This window comes from Actinoallomurus vinaceus, assembly GCF_039542055.1.
GTDB lineage: Bacteria > Actinomycetota > Actinomycetes > Streptosporangiales > Streptosporangiaceae > Actinoallomurus > Actinoallomurus vinaceus.
Map to the genome: position 1 here is coordinate 70877 of NZ_BAABHK010000004.1, position 25754 is coordinate 96630.

Here is a 25754-nt window from a genome sequence, read left to right on the forward strand (position 1 = left end):
GCCGCCGGCGCGCTGGCGGCCGCGCTCATGGTGACGGGCTGTTCGACGTCTCCCAAGGAGCAGCCCGAGCGGCTGCGCAAGGCCGCCGCCGTAGATCTCAATCGGATGAGTACCGGGCGGTGGCCTCCGCTGCCGACCCACCGGCAGCGGAGGCCACGCGGCATACGCCTGACGCCGGGCCGCGTACGCCTAACGCCGTACTGCGTGCGCCTGACGCCGGGCCGCGATCGCCGATGTGCGGCCTTCCAGGACGAGCGCCGTCGGGGTCGCCGTGAAGACGCTCGACCAGGTGCCCACGAGGATCCCGGCCAGCAGCGCCACCGCGAAGTCGGTGAGCGAATCACCGCCGAGCAGGGCCAGCGCCGCCAGGATGAACAGCGCGCCCATGCCGGTGTTGACCGTACGCGGCACGGTCTGCAGGGCCGCGCGGTTCGCCGACCGGGCGAGCGGCTCCTTCGGGTCGGCCCGCCACAGCTCCCGGATGCGGTCGAAGACCACCACGGAGTCGTTCACGGAGTAGCCGATGATGGTCAGCAGCGCCGCGAGGAACACCCCGTCGACGGGCCGGCCCGACCAGGCGAACAGCCCGGTCACGATGACGACGTCGTGCAGCATCGCCAGCACCGCCCCCGCGCCGAACGTCCAGCGGAACCGCACCGCCAGGTAGACCAGTTGCCCGCCCAGCGCGGCGCCCAGCGCGATCACCGCCTTCTCCCGCAGCTCATTGCCGAGACTCGGCCCGACCCGCTCGTCGCGCTGCTTGGTGACGACGCCACCGTGGCGCTGGAGGGCCTCCCGGATCCGGTGCTCCTGGTCGTCGGTGAGGTTCCCCGTACGGACGGAGACGTCGTCCCGGCCGGACGCCTGGACGACGGCGTGCGGGAACCCCGCCCCGGAGACGGCGCGGCGGGCGGTGTCCGCGTCGACGGACCGGCTCGTGGAGTACTCGACGAGCCGGCCGCCGGTGAACTCCACCCCCAGGTTCAGGCCGCGTACGACGATCCCGGTCACCGCCAGCGCGACGGCGACGCCGGAGACGGACAGCCACAGACGACGCCGCCGCATCAGGTCCGGATCACGCCGCTCGATCCAGCGCCGGACCCGCCCGGCACCGGCCAGCCCCGTCAGGGACGGCCGTGCCATCACCGCCCGGCGACCGGTCGCCCACTCGGCCAGCACCCGTGTCACCAGCAGCGCCGACACGAACGAGGCGAGCACGCCGATCGACAGCGTGATGCCGAACCCGCGGACCGGCCCGGAGGACAGGAAGAACAGCAGGCCCGCGGCGAGCAGGGTGGTCATGTTGGAATCCGCGATCGCCGACCACGCGTTATGGAAGCCCCGGACCAGCGCCACCCGTACGCCCCGGCGTGGCATCGCGGCCTGTTCCTCGCGCGCCCGCTCGAAGACCAGGACGTTCGCGTCGACCGCCATGCCGATGGCCAGGACGAACCCGGCCAGCCCCGGCAGGGTCAGCGTGGCGCCCATGGCGGCCAGCGCGGCATAGGAGATCAGCGCGTACGCGGCGAGGCCCACCGCGGCGATCACGCCCACCAGCCGGTAGACCCAGATCACGAAGAGCGCCGTGAGGACGACCCCGATGACCGCGGCCCGGGCGCTCGCGTCGATCGCCTCCGCGCCGAGCGTCGGCCCGACCGTACGCTGCTCGACGACGTCGACCGGCACCGGCAGGGCGCCGCCCTGGACCAGCGCGGCCAGGTTCTTGGCCTCCTTCTCCCCGAACTCCCCGGTGATCTGGGTGGATCCACCGGGGATGCCGGTGCCGCATTGGACGCTCGGATCCACCTGCGGCGACGAGATCACCTTGTCGTCGAGGAGGATGGCGATCCGGCGCACCGGATCGCCCGGCGCGGCACAGGCCGCCTTCGCGGTCAGCCGCTGCCATGCCGCGTCATGACGGAAGCCGACCGTGACGAACCAGCCGCGCAGGTTCTGCGGGTCGAAGCCGGCCTGGGCCTTGCCGACGTCCTTCCCGGACAGCGCGGCCGGGCCGACGTTCAGCGGCCGGCCCTTCTCGTCGAGCATGGCGCGGCCGCCGGTGTCCGCCACGGAGTGGAACGACAACTGCGCCGTACGGCGGATGACCCCGAGGGCCTCTCCGGAGTCCTGCACTCCGGGGAGTTCGACGATGACGCGGTTGTCGCCGGAGCGGGTGAGCCCCGTCTCCGAGACGCCCAGGGCGTCGATCCGCTTGCGCAACACCTCCACGGTACGGTCGGTGGCCCCCCGATCGGCCTTCGCGTACGGGGAGTCGTGGGTCTGCAGCACGATCTGGGTGCCCCCGCGCAGGTCCAGGCCCAGGCGCGGAGAGGTGGTCAGGGTGATGAACAGTGAGGCGGCGATCACGGCGAACGCCAGTAGCGCTCGCACCGCCGTGGCACGAGAAATGGGATGCCTCCATACGGGCCGGCCCGGAAGACCGGGCCTACGGGTGGACCCCGCCACGCACGTCACACGCGACCGCCGAGGCCGCCGAAGCTGCCGCGTCACGTATCTCCGCGAGCTTTCGCCGAGACTCTTCGTGGTCTCAGCAACGGCAATCCACGGCGCAACGACGCCGCCCGCTCCGCTGAGGCCAGGAGCACGCGCCGGTGGCGGGTCCCGCGACGCGTCATGCGTGGCGGGTGATGGTCAGGAACCCGTGATGGAAGGCGGCCCACGGCCGCGCGGAGTGAGTGCCGAAACCTGACGCGGTGCCGCGGGAAGCTCGGCGACCGTCCCGAGCCGACGCCAGGACGCACCGGTCGCCGTACGACCGGGCACGACGGCCACCGCTTGCGATGAGGACGACGCCGAGGCGCCGGCGGCGGCCCAGGTACGGAGCGTGCTCTTCTTCGTGGCCAGGGCGGCGGCGCTCGACACCGTCGCCGCGGGGGCGTATGCCGATGCCGAAACGGCCGAAAGGGTCTCGGCCGACGTCGCGTACGCCGACGCCGTACCGGCCCCGGCGGGAAGGGCGAACCCGAGGGCCCCGAGGAGAAGGACCAGGACGCGGAGGCCACGGGTCACGCGCTCGTTCACGCCCGCCCCTCTGCCGCTGATGATCTTCCTGGAGCAACCGTAACCGATGACCGCACGGCGGGCACCGCTTCCGCCGGAACCGGAATAGGGACAACCAGGAAGGATACGGGCGGCCTCAGTGACACGCACCGTCCCGGCGATCACCAGCATCCGGCTGGGCGAGGGCTGCGACGGGTTCGGCGCTGATGTTGACGTAGATGGCCCGGCTGCGGTCAGGGGGCCAGAGCGGGCGGTTCGCCGGGGAGGGTGCCGGGATCGGGGGTGCGCAAGCCGTCCAGGACGACCTGGAGGTTGCGGTCCCACTGGCGGGCGCCCGCCTGGAGGCCCAGGGTGTGGGGTCCGGTGGAGGACGCGGCGACCATGAGGAACGCCACGTCCTCCCAGGCCACGTCCGTACGCATCACTCCGGCCTGCTGGGCTCGCTCCACCAGGAGCCGGATGCGGTCGCGCAGTTCTGCCCGGGAGTGGTCCAGAACGTCGCCGAGGCGCTTGTTGACGTCACACAGCTCGTTGCGGAGGTGAATGTAGGAAAGGGCGAACCTCGTGAAGCCCGCCCAGGGGTCCGGATCGGCCATCCCCTCGTCGCCCTTGGCGACGATCTCCCCCAGCACCTCGCCGAGGACCGCCTCGAGGAGGGCCTCGAGGGAGCCGACCCGGCGGTAGAACGTGCCGATGCCCACACCGGCGCGGCGCGCGACCTCATGGGCGGTGATCTCGCCGCCCTCGACGGCGGCCTGGCGAGCGGCGACGACGAGGCGTTCCACGTTGCGCCGGGCGTCGGCGCGCGGACGTCGGCCCGAACCGTCGTCCAGGAGCCGGTCCACCGCAGGCGCTGTTGCCGTCATGCGGCCAGCCTAGCAATAAGTGGACGGATCTAGTCCGATTTAAGTGGACGCAATGCGTCCACTTACGCTAGCGTCTTGATCCGGACGCCTACCGTCCAGTTCTTCGGAAAACGGGGGTTGATCATGCCCAAGGTTCCGTCCGGCCCGCTGAAGATCACGGCGTTGGCCGCCGGGTTCGTCATGGCGAGCCTGGACACCACGGTGATGCAGGTCGCCGGAGCCACGATCCAGGAACGCCTGCACGCCTCCCTCTCCCAGCTCACCTGGGCCGTGGACGGCTACGTCCTCACCTTCGCCGCCCTGCTGATGCTGGCCGGCGGCCTGGCGAACCGGGTGGGCGCCAGACGGGTCTACCTGTGGGGCATGGCGATCTTCGGTGGCGCGTCGCTGGCCTGCGCGCTGGCACCGGGCATCGGGGTCCTGATCGCGGCGCGGCTCCTGCAGGGGGCCGGAGCGGCGCTGTTCATGCCGAGCTCGCTCGCGCTGTTGGTGCAGGCCTTCCCGGACGCGCGCGAACGCACCAAGGTGCTGGGTGTCTGGTCGGCGATCGTCTCCTCGTCCATGGCGCTGGGCCCGACGGTCGGCGGCATCATGGTCGGCGCGTTCGGCTGGCCGAGCATCTTCCTGATCAACCTGCCGGTCGGCATCGCGGGCATGCTCCTGACCCGCCGCTACATCATCGGGACGGAGGGCGACGCACGGCCGCTGGCGGCTCCCGGGCACGCCGCCGTCATCGTCGGGCTGGCCGCCATCAGCTTCGCGCTGATCGAGGGGCCGCAGCTCGGTTGGAACTCGGCCCCGGTGATCGGCGCCATCGCCGCCGCGGCGCTCGCCGCCGTCCTGCTCATCGGTCGCGAGCGCCGCACCGACAACCAGGTGATGCCCTGGACGCTGTTCCGCGGCGCTCGCTTCGCCGGCGCCAACGCCGTGGGTTTTCTGTTCAACGCCGCTTTCTACGGCTCGCTGTTCATGATCGGCCTGTACGTCCAGCACGCTCGCGGCGCGAGCCCGCTCCACGCCGGGCTGGAGATCCTGCCTCTCACGATCTTCATCCCGGTCAGCAACATCGCCTTCGCCCGCATCTCCGGGCGCGTCGCGACCGGCCCGCTCCTCGCTGTCTCCTTCCTGGTCGCAGGGGCCGCCTCGCTGGCCCTGGTCGCGCTGTCGCCCTCCACCCCGTACTGGATGCTGGCCGTCGCCCTCGGCCTGACCAGCATCGCGGGCGGCTTCATCTCTCCCGCCATGACGGCGGCCACGGTGAACGCGGCGGGCACCCGGCACGCCAACACCGCCGGTTCGGTCCTCAACGCCAACAGGCAGATCGGCTCCCTTATCGGCATCGCCTCCATCAGCGCCGTCCTGGCCGTCACCTCCGGCTGGACCGCCGGAGCGGCCCTCTCGTTCCTCCTCGTCGGCGCCGCCTACCTCGCCGGGGCCGTGATCGCCTGGCGCCTCATCCACCTGCCCGAACGCCGCGAGGCCACCGCCGCGACCGCGGCCACCGCGTCCGGACCGGCCCCCAAGCCGCAGCCCCACCAGGCCCGAGAGGCGTGCCGGCCGGGCCGGTCACCCTCGTAGCGCAGGCAAGATCCCGGCCTGCTGACGGCGAAGGCAGCGCCGGCTTCGGCATCCTCGGCGACGTGATTGGTAGGCACGCTCTTTCACCGGCCCCTGGCCGGCTTGTCCCACAGCCGCTGGGACGAGCCGGCCAGGCATGGCCTCACGTCAGCCGGGAGTTGCGGTGGGGGCAGGAGCTGTACTCGCCGAGACCTGAGCGGTCAGGTCCGCCGGGGTGAACATATGGGGGAACAGAACGCCGCCTGGATCCAAGGGCGCCGACTCGGCCAGGGTCCCGATATGGACGGGCACGAAACCGGTGGCTCGCACCAGCGCGTGAACGATTCCGTTGGCCTCAGGATCGTCCCCGGCGACCGCCATGGCCCAAAAGCCCGGCTGGGCAGAGCCCCGATAGGCGAGGGACTCGTCCATCACGTGGGAGAAGGCACGGACGATCGTCGACTGCGGCAGGCGCTGGGCAGTGCGGGTTCCGGCGGTCAGGCCCGAGGCGAGCGTCGAAATGATCCGTCCGTCCGCGGAGACGCCCATGGGATTACTCGCGTCGATGACGATCTTTCCAGCCAGGTGTGCGGCCGTGGCCGCGAGGACCTCATCGACGGCCTGGTAGTTGAGCGCATTCAGCACGATGTCCGCAGTGGCCGCAGCCTGCTCCAGCGACGTGGCTTCGGCCCGCGGCCTCAGCTGCTCAAAGCCGTGCGCTGACCGATGCCGGACCGATGCCATCCGGCTGGCCCTCCTCAGTCAGGCCGTCAGGTCCCGCGCTCGGCTGCTACAGCAGCCCCGTATCTCTCCAGAAGAGGCACCCCCTTAACTACCCGGAGCTGCGGTCAATCGCGTTTGAGGATGCCGGTCAGCCCGGCCACCACGGCGGTGGTGAGGACCCATCCGGCCGCGGTGAGCGCCCAGGACCAGTACATGGCGGCGCCGTGGGCCTGCCAGGCCTTCTGCTGGCCCAGGTCCACGATCGGCAGCAGCACGTCGAGGGTGTAGCCGAGCGCGTTGAAGCCCGGCGCGTGCGCGTCGACGCGGGTCAGCTCGTGCGGGTGGGCGTCCGTGAACACCCAGGTGCCGAGGGCGAGCAGACCGGCCAGCCAGACGGCGGCCAGCCAGGTGCGGTAGCCGTAGCCGACGGTCAGGTACAGCAGCCAGTTGGCCAGCTTCCCGGACGGGCCCAGTACCCGGCGGCGGCGCCACTGCTTGGCGAGCGCCACCTGCCGGGCGGCGTCCTCGCGGCCGGCGCGGCGGTAGGCGGCGGCGAGCTGGTCGTAGATGTGGGGGACGTAACCGCCGGGGTGACGAGTCAGCCAGCGGAGCCGGGCCCGTACGTCGACCGTGTCGTTCGCGAGCGCGTTGTAGACGAATCCGTGCAGTCGCACGGTGGCGGGCCAGGTTCGCTCGTCGTCCTCGAAGATGCCGACCTGCGCGTTGGTGAGGTTCACGACGCCGTCAGGTCGTTCGCGGGGCAGGAGCAACAGCGCTATGGCCCTGCCGCCCTCGAAGTCGAGCGCCTGCCCGCCCGGCGCGGACAGGACGGATCCGGCCAGGTGGAGCAGGCCGCCGATCCGGGCGCCGGACAGTTGGACCTCTCCTTCCGCGGTGAAGCCGCCGCGCATGTACAGGTCGTTCTCGACGGTGAGCCGGAAGGCGTACAGGGCCCGGCCGCCCGGGTTGGAGATGGTGGCGCCTTCCAGGGAGAACACCTCACCGATACGGGCGCTGAGCATCCGGACCTCGCCCAGGGCGGTGAACCCGTTCCGGCAGGACATGCCCCGCTCGACGGTGAGCGAGTCGGCGAGCAACGCGATCCCGCCGGGGTTCGTGAGCCGGGCGCCGTCGAGGGTGAGCTGTCCGCCGATGCGAGCGCCGGTGAGCTGTACTTCTCCTTCGGCGACGAACGTCTGGTCACAGTCGAGGCTCTGGTCGACGGTGACTCTGTCGAGCCGGAGCGCGCAGCCGCCGGGGTTGGTAAGAGTCGCCCCGGTCAGCGACAACCAACCCCCGATACGAGCACCGACCAGCCGGACCTCCCCCTCGACGGTGAACCCGTCCCGGCCGTCCAGGTTCTGCTTGACGGTCAGGCCGTCGGCCATCAGAGCGTCGCCTCCCGGGTTGGACAACCGGGCGCCGATGAAGGACAGCCGACCAAGATGCGCTCCGGGCAGGCGCACTTCGCCTTCCGTGGTGAAGCCGTTCCGGCACGTCATGTTCTGCTCGACGGTGAGGCCGTCGCCGGTCAGCGCCCGCCCGCCCGGATTCGACAGCTCGGCACCGACGAAGGAAAGACGGCCGCCGATCCGCGCGCCGGGCATGTGGATCTCACCGACGGCCGTGAAGCCGTCCCGGCACCACATGCTCTCGGCGACGGTGAGCGCCTCGGCGCGCAGCGCGTACGCGCCGGGACCGTTGAGCCGGGCCGCCTTCAACGACAGGCTCCCGCCGATGCGGGCACCGCGCAGGGTGACGGCCCCCTCGGAGACGAGGCCGTCGAGGTTGAGATCGCCGACGGTGCGCAGCTGGTCCGCGTTCAGCCCCGGCAGGTGGCAGCCGGGCAGGCGAATGGCCGGTGCGGACGCCTCCCGTAGATTGACCGGCTGCTCGAAACGGCAGTCGGCCAGCAAGAGCGGGCAGGCCAGCTCGACCGCCTCGAGGTCGAGTTCGCCGGTGACGCGGGCACCGCGCAGCTTCACCGCCCGCAGCCGGCCGCCGTCCGGTGCCCGTTCTCCGGTGAGTAGGTCGATCAGCACCCCGGCCCGTACGGTCCGCTCGGCCGCCCACGCCGCCGCGTTCGCGGGATCGTCGAGCCGCGCGTCACCGGTTCGCAGGTCGACGGGTGTTCCGGTGGCGGCGGTGTGCAGGAGTCGCCGTTCGGCGGCGTCCGACTCCTCGCGGCCGAGCTGCGGATCAACGTGCGGCGTGGTCATCGCGGCGGTGCTCCCGGGGTGGCTCGTTTTCGATCGGAGCCGGAGCGCCGATCGGCGGTCGCGGTCAGGACACGTCGTACAACTCATCCAAGCCGATCAATGCGATCCGGCCCGAGTCGTCACGGAGCCGTTCGTCGAAGCCGGCCCCGCTGTAGCAGGCCAGAACGGTGTCCCGCACGTCGTAGCCGCGATCACCCAGCAGGTCCCGGGCGCGGCGCAGGCGGTCGACATGACGAACGCCCATGACGTCGCCCCACTTGGCCTCGCCGAGGGACAGCACACGGCGCGGTTCGCCGGGAACCGCAGGCCCGAGGACGACGACGTCCACCTCGATCTGCTCCCGGGCTCCGGTCACCACTCCTGAGCCCACGTCACCAGGGAGATCACCGAAGACATGGCTCGGCGCGAGCATTGCGAAGTCCCGGCACAGTTGCTCGAAGTGCGGTCCGGCCACTTGCGAGAGGAAACGAGGCTTCGCGTCCGCCCAGATCGGTGCGGCCCTACCGCTTTCCAGGAGACCCCACCGCGGCCGCATGACGGCCTCGTAGAAGACGATCAAAGGCTCCGCGATGCGGTACCGAGATCGTCCGCTACGGAACAGATCCGCGTCCCGGCGCAGCAGGCAGCAATCTTCCAGGACGTTGAGGTGGTGTCCGATGTCGGCGGCCTTACGGCCGATGTAGCCCGCGATGGCACCTCTGGTGTTGTTGCCGTTCGCGACGGCGGCGAGGATCGAGTGGTACAAAGCCGTATCACGGACGTCGGCCTCCTCCTCCAGGAGATAGCGGGCTTCACGGAACAGCGGCGTGCCCGGGTCCAGCACAGTGCGCAGCACCCAGTCGTCGAAGTCATCGAGCCCCGCCGGGCTCTGGTCGTTGACGAACCGGCGATAGGCCGGAGTCCCTCCCACGATCGAATGGAGAAGCACGGCGAGTCGCGGCTCGGTGACCTCCCAGAACCGCGCCGCCAGCGGGTAGGGAAAGGGCCGGATGACGAGCTCGAGGTTCGCGCGCCCGCGAAGAGGCGCGCTTCCTGCGAGCAACCCACCCATCACCGACATCGCGGAGCCGCAGAGCAAGAGGGAGATCGGCGTTCGCCGTGACACCCCGCGATCCAGCTCACGCTGCAGGATCGAGGGAAGCGAGGGCGACGCCTTGCTGAGGTAAGGGAATTCGTCGATGACGACGGGCCCCTGCAGGGAGTCTGCGATGGAGAACAGATACGTGATGGCCTCGTCCCACCCGGTGAACCGCATGGGTACGGGCGCGGCGAGATACTCGGCCAGCGCGTCGGCGAAGAGCGTCAGCGATTCGGTCTCGGTCGCCTCTGTCGCCCCGAAGTAGAAGCCCTCGCACTGCCGAGTGAGAGCTTCGAGCAGGTACGTCTTCCCTTGCCGCCGGCGACCGCTCACCACGCCGAGCTGCGGGCGATCCGGTCTCCGCGACACGAACGTCGTCAGGTGACGCCACTCGAAGTCTCGATCGAACAGGCGCTCCGGCTTCGCGATCACGATCGCCTCGTAATGTAGGAGTACGTTTCGTCGAAGTATAGTTCGACGAAGCACGCTCCTACATCAACCTCAGACCTACCGCCCCCAGGATGATCAGCCGTCCAGGCCCTGGACTTCATACGACGGCGGATTCAGCGCAGCCGCCGACGATGGCCCAGACCGTCTTGCCGCCCTGCTCGTCCAGCCTCCATCCCCAGCCCTTCGAACAGGCCGCGACCAGGAGCAGGCCTCGCCCGTCCACCCGATCGAGGGCCGGCGATCGGCGGTCGGGTGACGCCTCGCTGTTGTCGTTGACCTCGATCAGAACGGCAGCGCCCTGGCGGGAGAGGGCGATGCTGAAGACATCGCCGAGCTTCATGGCGTTCGTGACGAGTTCGGCGGCGATGAGCAGGGCGTTGTCGGTGATCTCCGAGAGGCACCAGTCGGCCAGCGCGAGCTTCGTCAAGACGCGGGCCTGCTCGGCGGCTATCGGATGCGGCGGGAGCGGAAGCCGGTAGACCTCAGACCGCTGCGCCGCCTCCCCGTCTTCCTCTTCGGTGCCTGGTGTCGCTGACATCCCGCCGTCCTCCTCGATCGTGGTCTTGCCGGGGAAGGCCGCCATCGACGGTCATCCTCCGAATTGCGTGACCACGCTCACACGCTCGGTTACGCTTTGCGACGAACCGCTCTACACCGCGGCACAACCCCGCGGCCGATCGACCCGACCCGGACGCGGTTTACCCCCCCGGAGGCCCGCCATGGTGGCACGACGCGACCCGTACGAATCCCCCGCCATCCGAGCATTCGCCGCAGAGCTGGAGGTCTGGCGCCGCATCGCAGGCCTGTCAAAGGCCGAACTCGCCGAGGCGCTCGGGTACACGCCACAGCTGATCGGCCAGCTCGAAGCCGGCAAGAACATCCCCTCGAAGAAGTTCGCCGAGGACACCGACACGTACTTCGACACCAACGGCGTCTTCGTACGCCTATGGAAACTGATCAACGACACCCGCCACCTCGCCGTCCTGCCTCCGGGATTCGCCGACTACGTCGCCCGCGAGGCCGAGGCGTCGAGGATGTACGTCTTCGAGCCCAACATGGTCAAGGGCATCTTCCAGACACCCGAGTACGCCCACGAGGTGCTGAAGGCCGGCCGCACCGCGGACGAGGTCGAGCAGCTCGTGACCAAGCGCATGGAGCGTCAGGAGATCCTGCGCCGACCGGGGTCGCCGCGTATCGTCGCGGTCTTCGACGAAGGGGTCCTACGCCGCGCGGTCGGCGGCAGGCAGGTCATGCGGGGGCAGCTCGGCCGTCTCATCGAGGTGGCGGAACACCCCCACGTCACCCTGCAGATCGTCCCGAGCGACACGGGCGCGTACCCCGGACTCCTGGGCGCGTTCACCATTCTGGGGTTCGAGGAGGGCCCTGACCTGGTGTACACCGAAGGCTATGTGGGCGGTCAGATCACCGGCGACGGGGCCGCAGTCCGAGAGTACGCTCGGATCTACGATCTGATCAGGGGCGCGGCGATCTCCACCGACGACTCCCTGAAACTGCTCCACGAGGTATTGGAGAGCCTATGAGCACGCCAAGCCCGTCGACCTCCCCCTGGCGAAAGAGCAGCCGAAGCGGCGACACCGGCGGCGACTGCGTCGAGATCACCGTCTGGCGAAAGAGCAGCCGTAGTGGCCACACCGGCGGCGACTGCGTCGAGATCACCATCCTGACCTCCGCGCCCGGTCGGCGGGAGCCGAAGCTCGGCTGACTCCTGCGGACTTTCAAGGAACCGTGAACCCTTGCGGATCATCGGGGGCCGCTGGTCGGACGCCGAGTCGTAGCCCGAGATAGGTCCAGGTCACTCCCGGGCGTCCGTGCGGGTCCTCGCGCTGCGCAAGGTGGGCGACATCGAGCCCGCAGCTCTGTGCGAGGTCGATGGTCTCCTCTGCGGAGACGGAGAACATGCGCCGGCCCGCCGGGGCCTGGCCATGGCGCAGGGAGAGAATCACTTGGCCGTCGGCGTTCAGCAGGCCGACCAGGCGGGGCATTGCGGTCGTGCGCTGTCCTTCGTCGAGGTGCATCCAGACGGCGGTCAACAGGATGAGGTCGAAGCGTTGCCGCCGTGCGCTGAGGACCGGCAGTCTGGGGAGGGCGTCGTCGACCCACCCGATCTCCTGGTCGGCATGGATGCGCCGACCCAGCGAGCGGAGCTCGGCGGTGGGTTCGGCGGCGACGACCCGATGCCCCTGAGCCGCCAGCGCCGCCGCATCGCGCCCGCTGCCCGCGCCGACGTCCAGGATCGAGCTGGGCCGTGACGGGAACAGATGCAGCACCTCGCGGTGCACCTCGGTGAAGGTCACGCTCTCGTACTGCTCGGCCAGAGCCTCGGCCGCCTCGCCGTATCCGGCGGTACTGGCCATGGCATGCAGCCGCTCTCCTGCCGTGTCACTGTTCACGAGAGAGGACCCTACGGCTGATCCGGTGCGGTTACGCGCTGGGCCGCAAGCAGGGGCCACGGCGAGCATCATGCTCGTCATCGCCAGGACGATGCTCCGCCACCAGCGCTTGGCAAGGATCGAGCCCCTGTCCGTTCCCGGACAGGGGCTCTTCACATCGCAGGCTCACCGTACGGCCACGTACGGAACGGACTCGCCCAGGCCGTAAACCGCTCGGGGCGGGTCAGCAGCCGAGGAGGCGGGTGGCGAGGAAGGCCTCGACCTGGTCGAGGCCGATGCGCTCCTGGGCCATCGAGTCGCGCTCGCGGATCGTCACCGCGTTGTCCTCGAGGGTGTCGAAGTCGACGGTGACGCAGTACGGCGTGCCGATCTCGTCCTGGCGGCGGTAGCGGCGGCCGATCGCACCCGCGTCGTCGAACTCGACGTTCCAGTTACGGCGCAGCTGCGCGGCGAGGTCCTTCGCCTTCGGCGTCAGGTCGGCGTTGCGCGACAGCGGCAGCACCGCGACCTTGACCGGAGCGATCCGGTGGTCGAGCCGCATGACCACGCGCTTCTCCATCTTGCCCTTGGCGTTCGGCGCCTCGTCCTCGTTGTAGGCGTCCATCATGAACGTCAGCACGCACCGGTCGACACCGGCCGCAGGCTCGATGACGAACGGGACGTACCGCTGTTCCTTGTCCTGGTCGAAGTAGGACAGGTCGGCACCGGAGTGCTTCGAGTGCGTGGACAGGTCGAAGTTCGTCCGGTTGGCGATGCCCTCCAGCTCACCCCACTCACTGCCCTGGAAGTTGAAGCGGTACTCCACGTCCACGGTGCGCTTCGAGTAGTGGGACAGCTTGTCCTTCGGGTGCTCGTACAGCCGGAGGTTGTCCTTCGAGATGCCGAGGTCGACGTACCACTGGAGACGGGTGTCGATCCAGTACTGATGCCACTCTTCATCCGTGCCCGGCTCGACGAAGAACTCCATCTCCATCTGCTCGAACTCGCGCGTACGGAAGATGAAGTTGCCCGGCGTGATCTCATTCCGGAACGACTTGCCGATCTGGCCGATGCCGAACGGCGGCTTGCGCCGGGCCGCCTGCTGCACGGCGGCGTAGTTGATGAAGATGCCCTGCGCGGTCTCCGGCCGCAGGTAGGCCAGGCCGGACTCGTCCTCGACCGGGCCGAGGTAGGTCTTGAGCAGGCCGTTGAACATCTTCGGCTCGGTGAACGCGCCCCGGGTGCCACAGTTGGGGCAGACGATGTCGGCGAGGCCGTTCTCCGGTGCCCTGCCGTGCTTCTCCTCGTACGCCTCGGTGAGGTGGTCGGCGCGGTACCGCTTGTGGCACGACTGACACTCGGTCAGCGGGTCGACGAACTCCCTGACGTGGCCGCTGGCCTCCCACACCTCACGGGCGAGGATCACGCAGGAGTCGAGGCCGACGACGTCGTCCCGGCCCTGCACCATGGATTTCCACCACTGGCGCTTGACGTTGTTCTTCAGCTCGACGCCGAGCGGGCCGTAGTCCCAGGACGCGCGGAGTCCGCCGTAGATCTCGCTCGACGGAAAGACCAGGCCTCGGCGCTTGCTGAGGTTGACGATGGTCTCCATCAATTCGGAACGACGGGCCATGAGTGATCTCCATCCGGCTGGCGGTCGGCGGGTTCCGCGCGAATATGACGTACGGCGCCAGCGGCCGCCCTACGGGGTCCGGCCACGGCGCCTGGTGTTTCTCAGCTTAGGACACCTCCGCCGGTCCCGCGCTCCAATACCCCGCTACGCGCCGGGGCGCCCGCCAGTCCGGGCGCGCCGGCGCGGCTCACGGTTCACACCATGCCGTTGCCGTTGGCCGCCGTCTCGGGCACCGGCTGCACGACGTCCCAGTGCTCGACGATCTTGCCGTCCTCCAATCGGAAGATGTCCACCGCGGCCGTCCCCCGGTCCTCGGGCGAGGTCGTGAACAGGCTGTGCAGGACGACCAGGTCGTCCTCCGCGATCACCCGCCTGACGTCGAGGCTGAGCTTCGGGAACCGCTCACCGCACCCGGTGACGAACGCGACGAACGCCTCCGGCCCGTCCGGCGCCTCCGGGTTGTGCTGGACGTACCGGGGCCCGATGTACGCGGCGACGGCCTCGGCCGGCCGCTTCGCGTTGAACGCCAGCTCGGCGAAGTCCCGGACGATCTGCTTGTTCCGCTGCTGATCAGACAAGGTGTCCCTCTCTGAGGAATCGATCATTCGCGTCAACTTCAGCAGCGCACCCTGTCTTGGGGGAAAGACCAGTACGGTCGACGGCCATACCGTACGGGTATGACCGATGATCTCGAGGTACGCGAGTTGCGCTACTTCCGGGCCGTCGCCGAGGAGCTCAACTTCTCCAGGGCCGCGGAACGCCTGGGCATGGCCCAGCCGCCGCTGTCCCGCGCGATCCGTTAGTTGGAGCGCCGACTCGGCGTCCCACTCTTCGAGCGCACCACCCACCACGTCACACTGACCCCCGCCGGCCTGACCCTCCTCGAAGAGTCGGCACGCGTACTCGACGCGATCTCCGCCGCCACCCGACGAACCCGCCGTGCCGCCCAGACCGCACCCCGCCTCGTCGTCACCGCGAAACCGGGCGTGGCCACCGATCTACTCCGTCGCATCCTCGACACGTACGCCACACAGCCCGACGCTCCCGCCACGGAGATCGTCCTGAGCGGCTTCGGTGAGCAGGCGACGATGGTGCGCGACGGACGCGCGGACCTGGCCATCGTCGGATCCCCCTTCGACGACAAGGGCCTGGACGTTGAGCCGCTCCTCTCCGAACCGCGTGTGGCGGCCCTCCCCGTACGCCACGAACTCACCCACCGCACCACCCTGAGCTGCCACGACATCGCCGACCTCCCCGTCCCCCGCTGCCCCACATCCAGCGCAGCGATTTACGCCTACTGGAGCGGCCGCGACATCGCCTCGGCCCGTACGGAAGACGGCATGGACGAGGCCTCGGCGACCGGACCCACCGTCTACGACAGCGCCCAACTCCTCGAAGCCGTCGCACTCGGCCAGGCCGTCGCGCTGATCCCCCGCTCCCTCGCCCAGCGGAACTCCCGAGCCGACATCGCCTACCGCCCCGTACAGGACGCCAGCCCGTACCTGCTGGGCATCGCCTGGCGCGCTGGCATCCGCTCCACCCCGATCGCCCGCCTGGTCCGTACGGCGATCGAGATCACCGCCGCGGGCAGCGAAGGGGTGCCTGGTCGGGAGCTCTCCGGCGTCTGATCCGTCAGAGGTGATGCATCAGGTTCTCGGCCAGCAACCGAGCGATCTGTTCGCGCTTGACGTGCCGGTTCGCCGCCGGCCGCGTCCCGGTGTACGTCACGCGCGCGACCACGTCGTAGCGGTGCACCAGCACTTCCATCGTCCCCGGCCGGGCGTGCCAGCAGGCCTTCCCGTCGACGTTCTTGATGGGGATCAAGCGGGTCTGGCCGACCTCCTGACGCCTCATTCCTTCGTACGAGCGCCGTGCCGCGTGCACGTCGTCGCCGTACCGTCGCGACTTGAAGACCGTCACTCCCACGGTCAGGGAGATCCCATCGCCGGACCGCCAATCGCATCCCCACTGGCCGGGGCTCGGCGCACCACCCGTCCCCCGATCGCTACCGGTGAGCTGCCGTACGAGGGAACGGTCGAGCAGCCGACACGGATCCTTCACGACCGTGCGCTGGTACTTGCCCCCGCAACCGACGAGGAACAGGACGACGCCGACTACCACGGCCACCAGGCCACCCCCCGCGAGGGCCCGCCGTCCGGCCACAACACCACCCCGATCGTCCCTACATCCCCGATATCACGGAATGATCTTGCACCGCAACCGCGCCGTCAAGACTGTGTGAAACATGCCTCATGACCATCCGAAGCGTCCGGTGATCGACCGTCACCTTCGAGGGAGCGGACCGGAAAACAACCCTGAGCGAGCGGCGGGCCGCGACCCCGCATACGCACCGCCGTTGGCATCGACCGTGCACCGCCGCACCGCCCTCACCAGAAGGGATCTCGCCGAGGCGGGTACGAAACCGCACGCGCCCAACATCCACCGATGCGCGATCAGTCCGGCCACATCAGTGGAACCGTACGGCGGCCAGCGCGGCCCGGACCGCATCGGACGCCGTACGCGCTGCCTGCGCTTGCTGGTGAGGACCGTCAAGCGTGTAGCCGACGTTCACCACGACGTTCCAACGGCGGGCGATGACGGCCACCGTGGCAAAGTCCCGCTCAGCGGAGGCAGAGGTGAGTAGCCGCGCTTCATCACCGATGCCGGAGACCGGTACGGCCCCTTGGTCGTGAATCGGACGAGAATCCCTCTCGAACTGATCACGGGCCTCATCAGCGTCGCTACTCCAGCCGATACGGTGAAAAAGCTCGTACTCGACGGTCAGCTCGCCGACACCGTCATGGTTTCGCCCCTCGCCGCCCGACGTCTCAGTCCATCGGCAGGAACGTCGCCCGGAGGTCTGCCCGATCCCTTGGCCACGTTCGTCAACTCGCGCTCCCGGGACGGACCGGCGCGCGATGTCGGCCAGGGCCGGACAGGTGTCAGGCAGGGACTTCGCATGTGAACGCCCCGGCCAAGCGTCACTTTGCCACGGCGCGTCCAGGAGAACGAGCATGACCGCTGTCGCCGTCAACATCGGGCCAGCGATCATGAAGCGCAAGCTGAACTTCGATCGTGTGACCGTACCCGCTCCGGCAAGGGAACTCAGCTCCGTCAGACTGCGGTCGAACGACGGGTCGCGCCGAAACCAAAGCCGCATCGGCCCGAACAACTGCAAGGCTGAGCCCTTGCGCCGATGCAGAACGACCCACTCCAGAAGCCATCCCCGCCGGACTTCGATTCGGGCGACCTGCGCCTGCGGAATGACGACGGTCTTCCCTGGTGGCCGCACCGCGACAACTTCTTCAGGTCGGACCGTCGTCCGGCCGACCAGTATAGGCAGTGGCCGACCCGCTAGGTTCACCAAGATCATCGCTGAAATCAGCAAGCGCCACCATGCATGGTCGAGCGCCGCCATGCCCACATAGAGAGCCCACACGATCAGACCGGCGGCCATGAGAACGAGCGCAGCCCACCGGAAGGCTCGCGACGGACGCAGCACGACGGCAGGTTCGACCACGTAGAACCCTCCTCCGCGAGCGCTTCGATTCGCACGAGATATCTGGCAACCGATGCCGCGTTTCCGCGCGGTCGGCCAGCGCCCTCCACCTTACTTGTGAGAATGTTGGATCGTGGGTAACTACTCAAAAATCGTCATTCGGCGCCCGAGATGGGGCTTTCGCAACATACTCGGGTCGTACGTCATCGACGTGGACGGACATCTGCGCGGCAAGTTGAGACCAGGCCAAGAGTTGTCTCTGGATGTCCTACCGGGCAGGCATGTAATACGAGCGCGCATCGATTGGACTGGCAGCCCATCGCAAGAAGTAACCGTAATCCGAGACTCGCTCATCCGTGTATGCGTCGAACCGTCAGGCAACGCCTTCCAGATCTGGAAAGTATTCAGTCGAACGGGCGCACTCAAGCTAACCATCGAACAACATCCTCTAGCGTCCTCCAAGAAGAACACGAAGAACTCCACGGGATGACCGAGCACCGCCATCCCGGGTACCGAGCCCACACAATTTCACGAGAAACGAGCGCAGTCCGCCGGAAGGCGCGCGGCGAACGCAGAACGACCACAGGATCGACTTTGCAAAGATCGATGGACGGGAGGCGGTTCGGACGCTGCAGCGATCCTCGCTTGCGGCCCGCCCGTATTGGCGTCATCCGGCCTCGGCGCGGTGGCCCACCGTGATCGCTAAGATAGGTCGGAAAGTCCGCTTGGGGCAGATGGTCCGGCGCGTGGGGGGATGTGGTGGAGTCACTCGCGCCGGGAGATCCTGCGCAGATCGGCCCGTACGGGTTGCTGGGTCGTCTGGGGGCCGGCGGCATGGGACGGGTCTATCTCGGCCGCGCCGCCGATGGGAGGCAGGCGGCGATCAAGGTCGTCCGGCCTGAGCTGGCCGATGAACGAGACTTCCGCCGCCGGTTCGCCCGGGAGATCAAGGCGGCCCGTGCGGTCGACGGCCGTTACACCGCCTCGGTCCTTGACGCTGATCCCGATGCCGAGTCGCCCTGGCTGGCGACCGCCTACATTCCCGGACCGTCGTTGGCCGATCATGTCGCCGACGGTGGGCCGATGGGTGAGGAGGACCTGCGCCGGCTGGCCTCGGGCTTGGCGTATGCGCTCAGCGCGATCCACGCCGCCGGGCTCGTCCATCGGGACCTGAAACCGTCGAACATCCTGCTGGCCGGTGACGGGCCGCGGGTCATCGACTTCGGCATCGCACGGGCGGCCGAGGCCAGCGCGCTGACCCGCACCGGCGTGACGATCGGATCCCCGGGCTACATGTCACCCGAGCAGATCAACGGCGAGGCGGTGGAGACACCGAGCGACGTGTTCTCCCTCGGCGCGGTACTGGCATACGCGGCGACCGGCCGATCACCGTTCGGGGCCGGCGCAACCCCGGCGTTGCTATACCGCGTCGTCCACAACACCCCCGATCTGACCGGAGTGCCGGCTTCCCTGCTGCCGCTGATCGCCGCATGCCTGGACAAGAAGCCCGCCGCCCGGCCGGCCGTCCGCCAGATCCTGGCCACGGTCACACCTCCGGTCATGGTCGCCCCGACCATCGCCGAGCACCCGGCCACCCGGGTGCAGACCAAGACCCTCCCCGTCGCAGCGGTGCCGAGCCGTCGCCGCATCCTGGCTGCGGGCGGTGCGGCGGCCGTCGCCGTGACCGCCGCGATATGCGCGCCGTCCCTGCTCTCCGACTCGAACCGCAGGAGCGGTAAGTCGGCCGGCGCACGCGCGGTCAACCCACCGAAGACGCTGTGGCACGCATCCACCACCTACGACATTGCCGCCACGACGAATGCCGTTCTGACCGTCCCCGGTCCAAAAAGTAACGTGCTGTCCGCGCTGGACCCTGCGACCGGTACTCAACGCTGGTCCTGGACGAACCCTACCGTGGGAACCATCTTCCCTCTGGTCGTGAACGCGATCACGATATATGCCTGTGGGGTCGAGTTGTACGCGATCGATCCGAGCGACGGCCGGCAGCTCTGGTCGGCCGAAGTGTCCGTCGGTGAACTCGCCGTGTCCGACAGGGCCATGGCCGCATGGCTCAGGGGAAGCGCATACCTCACGCCGACACTGTCCTGTTTGGACCCGGCCACCGGTACGCAACGATGGACCCGCCGCGTCAGCACGAGCGCTGACACCAATGCGTTGAGCGTGTCTTCCACCGTCGTGGCCTTCTACGACGGTTTGAAAGGCAACAGCACCGCCCCTCAGCAGGTGTACGCCCTCGATGTCGCCACCGGCAAGGAACGATGGCGGTTCACGGCCGGCCACCTGGTCGGCCGACCGACCGCCACGACCGACACCGTGTATGTCGGCGGTGACGGTGACGCTACGCCCTCACCGCTGTACGCCCTGGATGCTATGACCGGCACCGTGCGTTGGAAGTCCCCGGTCGGGCAAGGTTTGGCCGCTCCCGTGGCCGATCACACGACCCTCTACGTCATCGACGGAAGCGACGACGTCCTGCGGGCCTTGGACACCGGCACCGGTGCCCAGCGCTGGAAGTTCGAGGGCAGGGACTTCCGCGGCATGTGGGGTCCCTTCGACGGCATCATCTACGCAAACGGCTTCTACGACGGCATGATCTACGCGCTGGAGGCGCAGACCGGGCGTCTGCTGTGGAGCTACCACGCTGCCGACGCCGAGCGGGTTGCCGTCTCCGGCAAGATCGTGACCGTTGTGTGCGGCGGCAATCCGACTGACCGGACGGTGTACGGGCTGCGCCCCCGCTGACCGCCGTCGATGCCCTCCCGATCGGCGCCTGGGTCCGGGCGGCTCTTACTGCGCGAGTCTGGTGATCGAGCGGGTCAGTTCCGTGGCGGCCCGCCAGGCCCGGCGGTCTTCCTCCTGGGCGGTACGCCGCGCCGGGTCTCCGATGTCCGCGCTGACTTCCATCGTGACGTTGCGGATCCGCAGCTGGACCTTGCTCGCACCGCTGGCCTCCCCCCGCAGTGCTTCATCGCCCAGCTGGGCAGGAGACCACTCGCCGCCAAGGGTCTGCCTGGTCGCGGCGAAGTCGCCGGTGGCGAACTCCGTCGCGTTCTGGACCTGAGTCGGGTGATGCAATTCCACCAGCACGGCCAGCAGGTCAGTATTCCGCCTGGGCTGATGCGGGGTGAACAGGTAGCAAACCCAATCGTCGATGTCCTCGTTGGGCTTGTCCTTCTTACACTCCGAACCGTCGTACGCGTCGAACCGCAACTCTTTACGCAGGGCCGGGCTGAACAACGTGCGGGGGTCCGGGACAGACCGGATCTCGCCCGGCCGGAACACCGGAGACGGCACAGAGGTGACCCTCGACGATATGTCCCCGTGAGAACTGGTGGTCGTGCACCCACCGACCGCGATCAGCAGCGCGGCGCTCAGCGCAATACGGACGCGCCGACGTGTCAAGACGACTCCTTCCTCCTGGGGGCCGATGGCCCTTCGGCCACTCTTCGGAATGCCGTTCGACAGCGGGATTTCGAATCTGGAAAATCTATGCTAAGCGGGGCATGATGCCTGGGCCGCAGGGTTTGGGCTGGTCAGGCGGTGGTTTCGAAGGTGACCCCTAATACTAAGCATTGTGTACCGCCCTCGGCCAATGGCCGCCGGGAAATGAAGCATTATCTTTCGCTTCGCCATGAAGTGAGCCCATTTGCTGAGCTTGCACTGACAGGAAAGCACCAAGACCCGCTACCGCAGTTATTACAGCCGCAGCCGTTACGCCGCAGTCAGCGACAGCTGCCACAAATCCCGGAAGGGAGAGAACACCGGAGAACAGGGCAGCCAGTGCCGCTCCAAGCGTAGTCAGAAATTGATAGGTTATAAGACCGAGCGCCGCATAGAAGGCCAACCCCGCACCAGCACAAATATACAGGCTAGTAGAGATAGATCCGGCAACTGTCTTAATGCGTCCAGCAGCAGACTGCTGAGGTTTGATCGAGGTCCGGTAGTGATCCTTGGCAGATCCGTCCCACTCGGACGAGGCAGTCTGATCCGGGTTGATCGCTCCTTCGATCGTACTCGCCTTCGCCTTTACATCTTGCCATTTCCATCCGGCCTCCATGAAACCGACAGGCGCGAGAAATCCGGCCAGCAATTCCCCCGCCTTTCGAATAAGCCACTCGGAAAGCTGGGTGAGCTTTTTTGCCATCCAAAGCACGGCCGATTTTACGCCGTCCGGTAGATACCAGTGGCTAGTAGCATGCGTAGCAGCAGGAATAACCTGCTGGTTCTTCGCACCAATCTGAGCTATCCCAGTTCTAACTTTCTCGACAACGGCATCATACTGCGCTTGATTAAATCCCATGACATTCTCCGTGATTTAGAAAATTTTCTTGAAAAGTTGTTCGCCTTCGCTTTCCGCTTTATCGTACGCGGATGCGACCTCACGAAGGGCGTTGGCGATCTCCGCAGTCCGTTGATGACCTTCCTCGCAGCGAGCCATCATTTCATGGACAGCCTCACCGTATGCAGTTATGAAGAGCTGAAATACACCAGCTTCATAACGATCGATACGAAGCGCTTCACTCTTATTGGCGACACCTTTTAGTTCGCTACTCTGCTTGTCCCAGACGCCCGCCTCCTTTCGCAGTTCTTTAGTGTGAACTGAGAACCAATTCTTAGACCCGACCATTTTTACCCTTATCACTCTGTAAAGCGATGCGGATTGACGAACAGCTCAAGAGCACTCCCAAGGAGATCTTCCAACCCTACGTTGGGAGCATTATCTTTCAGATTCTTTGCAAGGCTCAATCGAGCGACTGCAAGTGCTTTACTAAGCCCTTCCGAGAGTTCCGCCGCCGTCCTTGCGCTTGCCCACTCGCAATCGATAGTGCAAGACTTGATGCCGTCATCATCCAGTATTAGACGAATCTTTTTAGCAGCGCCCCAGCCGATGTTCTGACGTCTTACTTTCACACGAAGTGGCGTTTTTGAGATCCTGTCCGCCGCCTTAATGAAACCCTCCGCGACGTCCTCCAGTGTGCGTGGCACTATTTCTGCAGGCTCTCGTTTGAATGCAGCAGGTAGTCTACCCCGAGGCATGGAGATATTATCGTCATTGAGATACTGCTGAAGGCGGTTCGCTTTATTTTGCCAGCCGGTCTCTTCTAGGGCTACGGCCCAGGTCACCACTCGCTTATGAACAGCAGCTCGGAATGCATCGACGACAGCGTCGCCGATTTTCTCAGGAGCGACCCTATTTCTCCAATCGGCAACTACCTGTATTCTCTCCGGCAACCCATTTCCCCCAAGAACAACACGAACCGAGGCCGCATCGTCTGTACCCTCGCTACGCCGTGGGGCCTTTTCGAATGCTTCGGCGATCAACCGCTTGATAGCTGATACCTGCAGCTCGAAGGGCGCTACTTCAGAGAACTCAGTCATTATATCGCGCATCCGATGAGATCTTAGGAGCGGGATGCCGCACCATCATATACATTGCAAATCCGCCAAATACTAGGAGCATCCACGGTCCACCCCAATAACTCAATGCGCTATCTAGGCCAAGTACACCAACGGCGATTGCCATAATTCTGACGATAAATCGCAGAGAACGCTTCCGACGCGAAAGAAACGACCCAGCAAGCATCGGTACACCGATTGCCGTTACCAAAATTGCAGTTGCTGCAACTACGAAGGAAGTCGCTACACCGAGGCGCAAACCCTTGGTGATGTTCGGGTCATTCAGCCAGACCAGAAGAACGAAGCAGAGATCAATAATTGCAATAGTGCCCCACACTACGATAGTTGCGCGATCAGTATTTTTGACTTTCAAGCCATTCCTCTTCCATAGATGCCCAGAATATTGGCTTATATTTCCAACCTATCGCCGGGGCGACGGCGCACCAAGAATACGAGCACACCAATAACTATAAATCCAATAGCGCCAACGAGGACTGCTACACGCGCCCACGGGAAATCAGATTCCGCCGAGGAAGAGGATTTTTGTTTATTCGATCCGCTAATCGATTGACGAGGGGCCGCCTCGTAAGTTTTTTTCGAGTTATCCCAAGCCGAAAACACCGGATTCGGGGCATTCTTCGAGACAGTATCAATAAGGGCATGATAAGGACGAATTAGGCCGTATCCAGTCTTGTCGTCCCGACCAGAAACTCCGATGTCACGCGTAGTTGCCACTATTCGCTGGACGACTTCACGCGCTGGCATGTCGGGGTACTTAGAGCGCACGAGCGCAGCAACTCCTGTGGTAAGTGCCGATGATCCACTTGTTCCATCCAGATTAGGTATAAAGGTGCCGGTCTTTCCGATGGACCCGACATGAACGCCTGGCGCAGCTGCGACTACGTATGGGGCTGGCTGTGAATCGAACCAAGGGTGAAATTCGTAATCTACCGCACCCACAGCCATGAAACCGGGACAGAGCGCCGGCTCAGACTGGACGACTCCCGTGCTCGCATCGTTCCCGGCGCCCGCAATAAGAACTATGTCTTTCTCGATGGCTCGTGAGATTGCTCGTTGTAGTTCGATACGGCAACCGCCAGCAGCAAGCGTGCTTGGCAATCCCATCGATACGTTGATGACCTTCGCGCCTCGCTTGACGGCGTAGTCGATCGCGGGAACAAGGTCTTCTACGTCGGAACGGATACTGATTATCTTGGCTTCGGGCGCAATGCCCACCATGCCGGTACCAGTGCCCTGACCGGCGATCAGTGCCGCCATAGCGGTGCCGTGACCGAAACCCTTATCCGAGTCGATTAGGCCGTTGCCTTTCGGACCGACGATGTTAGTACCGGGCAGTACGGCGCCCCGCAAATCGGGCAGCGCAGCATTAACACCTGTGTCGATCAGTGCAACCGTTACACCACGACCTTTGCTGATCGACCAAACCTTGTCCTGGATGTCCCAGGTCCCAAACCACCATTCCTCTTCACGCGGACTAGGAGTCGCGCTTGCCCAAGTCATCGATGTCGTCGAGATCAGCACGACCGATGCTGAAAGTGCCCAGAGTCGTTTCATCCAGGTCGGAGACGTTCGTGACGAGCGGGCCCGCTGCTTCTTCCGCCATCGCGTCGAATCGCGCATCGACGATCCGAGAGAGAGGGTCATCCGCGAGATCGACGCTGGATTCTTTGCTGAAAGGCCCACCGGTCTCCTCGCCTGTCTCGTCCCCAACAAGGTCCAGCAGTTCCTGCAACTCATCCATACTAAGGAACTCGTCGGCGTCGTGCTCGCGCTCGGCGACGCGGTTCCGGGCCTCACCGATTAGCCCATGGACCGCCTCCTCACCGCCGGTCCAAACATCCTCATCCTCGGAGAGCCAAGTCGTTCGCGTCCGCTCCTTTTCATCGCTACGTCCCGAGCCCGACGCGAATGGCATCTCGTTCCCGCTGACTCGCCCGCCGTTGGACACTCCACGACCCTGCAGTCCACTTGGGTGTCCACCCATGTAACCAGTACCAGTGACACCATTGCCCCCCAGCGGGGTCGTTCCTGGACCGATCCCGTTCCCTGCTGGTGCTCCCAGCCCCGAAGTACCGATTCCGGGATCGCCGCCCAGACCGTGCGCGCCACCACCGCCCGTGGAGCCACCGTCTGGTGTGATACCGGCCAGGTCAGTGCCCTTGGAACCGTGGCCAGGGAATGACGGCCCCGGAAGTGGTGAATGCCCACCGGGGTAATGCTGTACCGGCGCTTGGCTACCACCGTGGGGGATCGACAGATCAGGACGGTGGCTTGTCGGTACCTTCGCACCGCCGCCCCCTGGGATGCCGCCTCCCGATCCGCCGAGCGGCGCGCCGCCACTTGGCTGCTGCTCGGGAGCCTTGTCGATGGTGTAGGCCAGCTTGGGCAGGTTCTTCTCGATTTGGGAAGGCATGCCGTCCCAGGTCTGGGCGATGCGCTCGTTGAGGTTCTTCATGACCTGATCGGCTGCGGCCTTCGCGGCCGGGGAGTCGGTGTTCTTCTTAGGCCATTGGATGTTCCGGTACATCGGCAGAATCGATCCGCCGTACCACTGGAGGGTCCTGGCGGTCTCGGTATTGCGGACGACGAGCTCACCCGCCGTCGCGTAGAGGCGGCGCAGCGCCAGTTGGGCGGAGTCGGCCGCGGGACCGCTCCAGTGGTCGGCTAGCACTTTGGCCGCATCCCACAACGCGTTCTGCGCTTTGATGATCGCGTTACCGATCTCGTCGTAGGCAACGGCCGCGTTTTTGATCGTTCCCGGGTTGGTCCCGGCGATCAATTTCTGGACGTCTTCGGGGGTGCCGTAGGAGCTGGCACCCTGGGGACGTCCGCCGCTCTTAATGACGTACGTCTTGTGCTCAACGGCCATGGTGTATCCC

24 protein-coding genes and 1 pseudogene are annotated in these 25754 nt (G+C 66.6%); 6 read left to right on the top strand and 19 right to left on the bottom strand.

Annotation, left to right across the window (positions count from 1 at the left end; genetic code table 11):
• Positions 1-189: 189 nt before the first annotated feature.
• From secD to ABEA24_RS15495, 3 genes are all read right to left on the bottom strand, one after another.
• Positions 190-2391, bottom strand: coding sequence for a protein translocase subunit SecD (gene secD, locus ABEA24_RS15485; protein ID WP_345431519.1), 2202 nt, complete (start codon positions 2389-2391; stop codon positions 190-192).
• A gap of 261 nt (positions 2392-2652) precedes the next feature.
• Entirely contained in the window at positions 2653-3042 is a 390-nt protein-coding gene (locus tag ABEA24_RS15490) for a hypothetical protein (protein WP_345431520.1), read from the bottom strand.
• A gap of 212 nt (positions 3043-3254) precedes the next feature.
• Complete coding sequence (locus ABEA24_RS15495; protein ID WP_345431521.1) at positions 3255-3887, bottom strand: TetR/AcrR family transcriptional regulator; 633 nt, start codon at positions 3885-3887, stop codon at positions 3255-3257.
• 123 nt (positions 3888-4010) lie between these two features.
• Here ABEA24_RS15495 and ABEA24_RS15500 point away from each other — a divergent pair, with 123 nt between their 5' ends.
• Positions 4011-5465, top strand: coding sequence for an MFS transporter (locus tag ABEA24_RS15500; protein ID WP_345431522.1), 1455 nt, complete (start codon positions 4011-4013; stop codon positions 5463-5465).
• Between the two features lie 147 nt (positions 5466-5612).
• Here the strand turns inward: ABEA24_RS15500 and ABEA24_RS15505 are convergent, their stop codons facing one another.
• The 4 genes from ABEA24_RS15505 to ABEA24_RS15520 form a co-directional block, all read right to left on the bottom strand.
• Positions 5613-6188 (bottom strand): NADPH-dependent F420 reductase, encoded by a 576-nt coding sequence (locus ABEA24_RS15505; RefSeq protein ID WP_345431523.1) that lies wholly within the window; start codon positions 6186-6188, stop codon positions 5613-5615.
• A 104-nt stretch (positions 6189-6292) separates the two neighbouring features.
• Positions 6293-8386, bottom strand: coding sequence for a hypothetical protein (locus ABEA24_RS15510; RefSeq protein ID WP_345431524.1), 2094 nt, complete (start codon positions 8384-8386; stop codon positions 6293-6295).
• A 64-nt stretch (positions 8387-8450) separates the two neighbouring features.
• Positions 8451-9896 (bottom strand): AAA family ATPase, encoded by a 1446-nt coding sequence (locus ABEA24_RS15515; protein WP_345431525.1) that lies wholly within the window; start codon positions 9894-9896, stop codon positions 8451-8453.
• A gap of 115 nt (positions 9897-10011) precedes the next feature.
• A complete protein-coding gene (locus tag ABEA24_RS15520; protein ID WP_345431526.1) occupies positions 10012-10497 on the bottom strand; it encodes an ATP-binding protein in 486 nt (161 codons plus the stop codon).
• 136 nt (positions 10498-10633) lie between these two features.
• Here ABEA24_RS15520 and ABEA24_RS15525 point away from each other — a divergent pair, with 136 nt between their 5' ends.
• Both ABEA24_RS15525 and ABEA24_RS15530 read left to right on the top strand, forming a co-directional pair.
• Positions 10634-11455: a helix-turn-helix domain-containing protein gene (locus ABEA24_RS15525; RefSeq protein ID WP_345431527.1), complete on the top strand. Its 822-nt coding sequence runs from the start codon at positions 10634-10636 to the stop codon at positions 11453-11455.
• Positions 11452-11637 carry a DUF397 domain-containing protein gene (locus ABEA24_RS15530; protein WP_345431528.1) on the top strand — a complete coding sequence of 62 codons (186 nt, stop codon included), beginning with the start codon at positions 11452-11454 and terminating at the stop codon, positions 11635-11637. Before ABEA24_RS15525 ends, ABEA24_RS15530 begins: the two co-directional genes overlap by 4 nt.
• A 13-nt stretch (positions 11638-11650) precedes the next feature.
• On the opposite strand, the gene ABEA24_RS15535 is transcribed toward ABEA24_RS15530, so the two are convergent.
• From ABEA24_RS15535 to ABEA24_RS15545, 3 genes are all read right to left on the bottom strand, one after another.
• Positions 11651-12325, bottom strand: coding sequence for a class I SAM-dependent methyltransferase (locus ABEA24_RS15535; protein ID WP_345431529.1), 675 nt, complete (start codon positions 12323-12325; stop codon positions 11651-11653).
• Between the two features lie 223 nt (positions 12326-12548).
• Positions 12549-13937, bottom strand: coding sequence for a glycine--tRNA ligase (locus ABEA24_RS15540; RefSeq protein WP_345431530.1), 1389 nt, complete (start codon positions 13935-13937; stop codon positions 12549-12551).
• A gap of 194 nt (positions 13938-14131) precedes the next feature.
• The gene (locus tag ABEA24_RS15545; RefSeq protein ID WP_345431531.1) at positions 14132-14515 is read right to left on the bottom strand and encodes a nuclear transport factor 2 family protein; all 384 of its coding nucleotides are present in this window, start codon (positions 14513-14515) and stop codon (positions 14132-14134) included.
• Between the two features lie 99 nt (positions 14516-14614).
• Here ABEA24_RS15545 and ABEA24_RS15550 point away from each other — a divergent pair.
• Together ABEA24_RS15550 and ABEA24_RS15555 are read left to right on the top strand one after the other, a co-directional pair.
• Positions 14615-14797, top strand: a pseudogene (locus ABEA24_RS15550) (helix-turn-helix domain-containing protein); the annotation flags it as partial.
• A 51-nt stretch (positions 14798-14848) separates the two neighbouring features.
• Positions 14849-15565, top strand: coding sequence for a LysR family substrate-binding domain-containing protein (locus ABEA24_RS15555; RefSeq protein WP_345432180.1), 717 nt, complete (start codon positions 14849-14851; stop codon positions 15563-15565).
• A 4-nt stretch (positions 15566-15569) separates the two neighbouring features.
• Here ABEA24_RS15555 and ABEA24_RS15560 read toward each other — a convergent pair whose 3' ends face one another.
• Together ABEA24_RS15560 and ABEA24_RS15565 are read right to left on the bottom strand one after the other, a co-directional pair.
• Positions 15570-16064: a DUF3558 domain-containing protein gene (locus ABEA24_RS15560; protein WP_345431532.1), complete on the bottom strand. Its 495-nt coding sequence runs from the start codon at positions 16062-16064 to the stop codon at positions 15570-15572.
• Between the two features lie 340 nt (positions 16065-16404).
• Positions 16405-17457: a hypothetical protein gene (locus ABEA24_RS15565; protein WP_345431533.1), complete on the bottom strand. Its 1053-nt coding sequence runs from the start codon at positions 17455-17457 to the stop codon at positions 16405-16407.
• 738 nt (positions 17458-18195) lie between these two features.
• Between ABEA24_RS15565 and ABEA24_RS15570 the strand changes: the two genes are divergently transcribed.
• Positions 18196-20199 carry a protein kinase domain-containing protein gene (locus tag ABEA24_RS15570; RefSeq protein WP_345431534.1) on the top strand — a complete coding sequence of 668 codons (2004 nt, stop codon included), beginning with the start codon at positions 18196-18198 and terminating at the stop codon, positions 20197-20199.
• Positions 20200-20244: 45 nt separating this feature from the next.
• Here ABEA24_RS15570 and ABEA24_RS15575 read toward each other — a convergent pair whose 3' ends face one another.
• The 7 genes from ABEA24_RS15575 to ABEA24_RS15605 form a co-directional block, all read right to left on the bottom strand.
• Positions 20245-20859, bottom strand: coding sequence for a hypothetical protein (locus ABEA24_RS15575; RefSeq protein ID WP_345431535.1), 615 nt, complete (start codon positions 20857-20859; stop codon positions 20245-20247).
• Positions 20860-21022: 163 nt separating this feature from the next.
• Complete coding sequence (locus ABEA24_RS15580; protein ID WP_345431536.1) at positions 21023-21757, bottom strand: hypothetical protein; 735 nt, start codon at positions 21755-21757, stop codon at positions 21023-21025.
• 15 nt (positions 21758-21772) lie between these two features.
• Entirely contained in the window at positions 21773-22084 is a 312-nt protein-coding gene (locus ABEA24_RS15585; RefSeq protein ID WP_345431537.1) for a type VII secretion target, read from the bottom strand.
• Between the two features lie 11 nt (positions 22085-22095).
• Entirely contained in the window at positions 22096-22848 is a 753-nt protein-coding gene (locus ABEA24_RS15590; RefSeq protein ID WP_345431538.1) for a hypothetical protein, read from the bottom strand.
• Positions 22829-23227 carry a hypothetical protein gene (locus tag ABEA24_RS15595; RefSeq protein ID WP_345431539.1) on the bottom strand — a complete coding sequence of 133 codons (399 nt, stop codon included), beginning with the start codon at positions 23225-23227 and terminating at the stop codon, positions 22829-22831. Before ABEA24_RS15595 ends, ABEA24_RS15590 begins: the two co-directional genes overlap by 20 nt.
• A gap of 35 nt (positions 23228-23262) precedes the next feature.
• Positions 23263-24396, bottom strand: coding sequence for a S8 family serine peptidase (locus ABEA24_RS15600; protein ID WP_345431540.1), 1134 nt, complete (start codon positions 24394-24396; stop codon positions 23263-23265).
• Positions 24350-25744 carry a hypothetical protein gene (locus ABEA24_RS15605; protein WP_345431541.1) on the bottom strand — a complete coding sequence of 465 codons (1395 nt, stop codon included), beginning with the start codon at positions 25742-25744 and terminating at the stop codon, positions 24350-24352. Before ABEA24_RS15605 ends, ABEA24_RS15600 begins: the two co-directional genes overlap by 47 nt.
• Between the last annotated feature and the right edge of the window lie 10 nt (positions 25745-25754).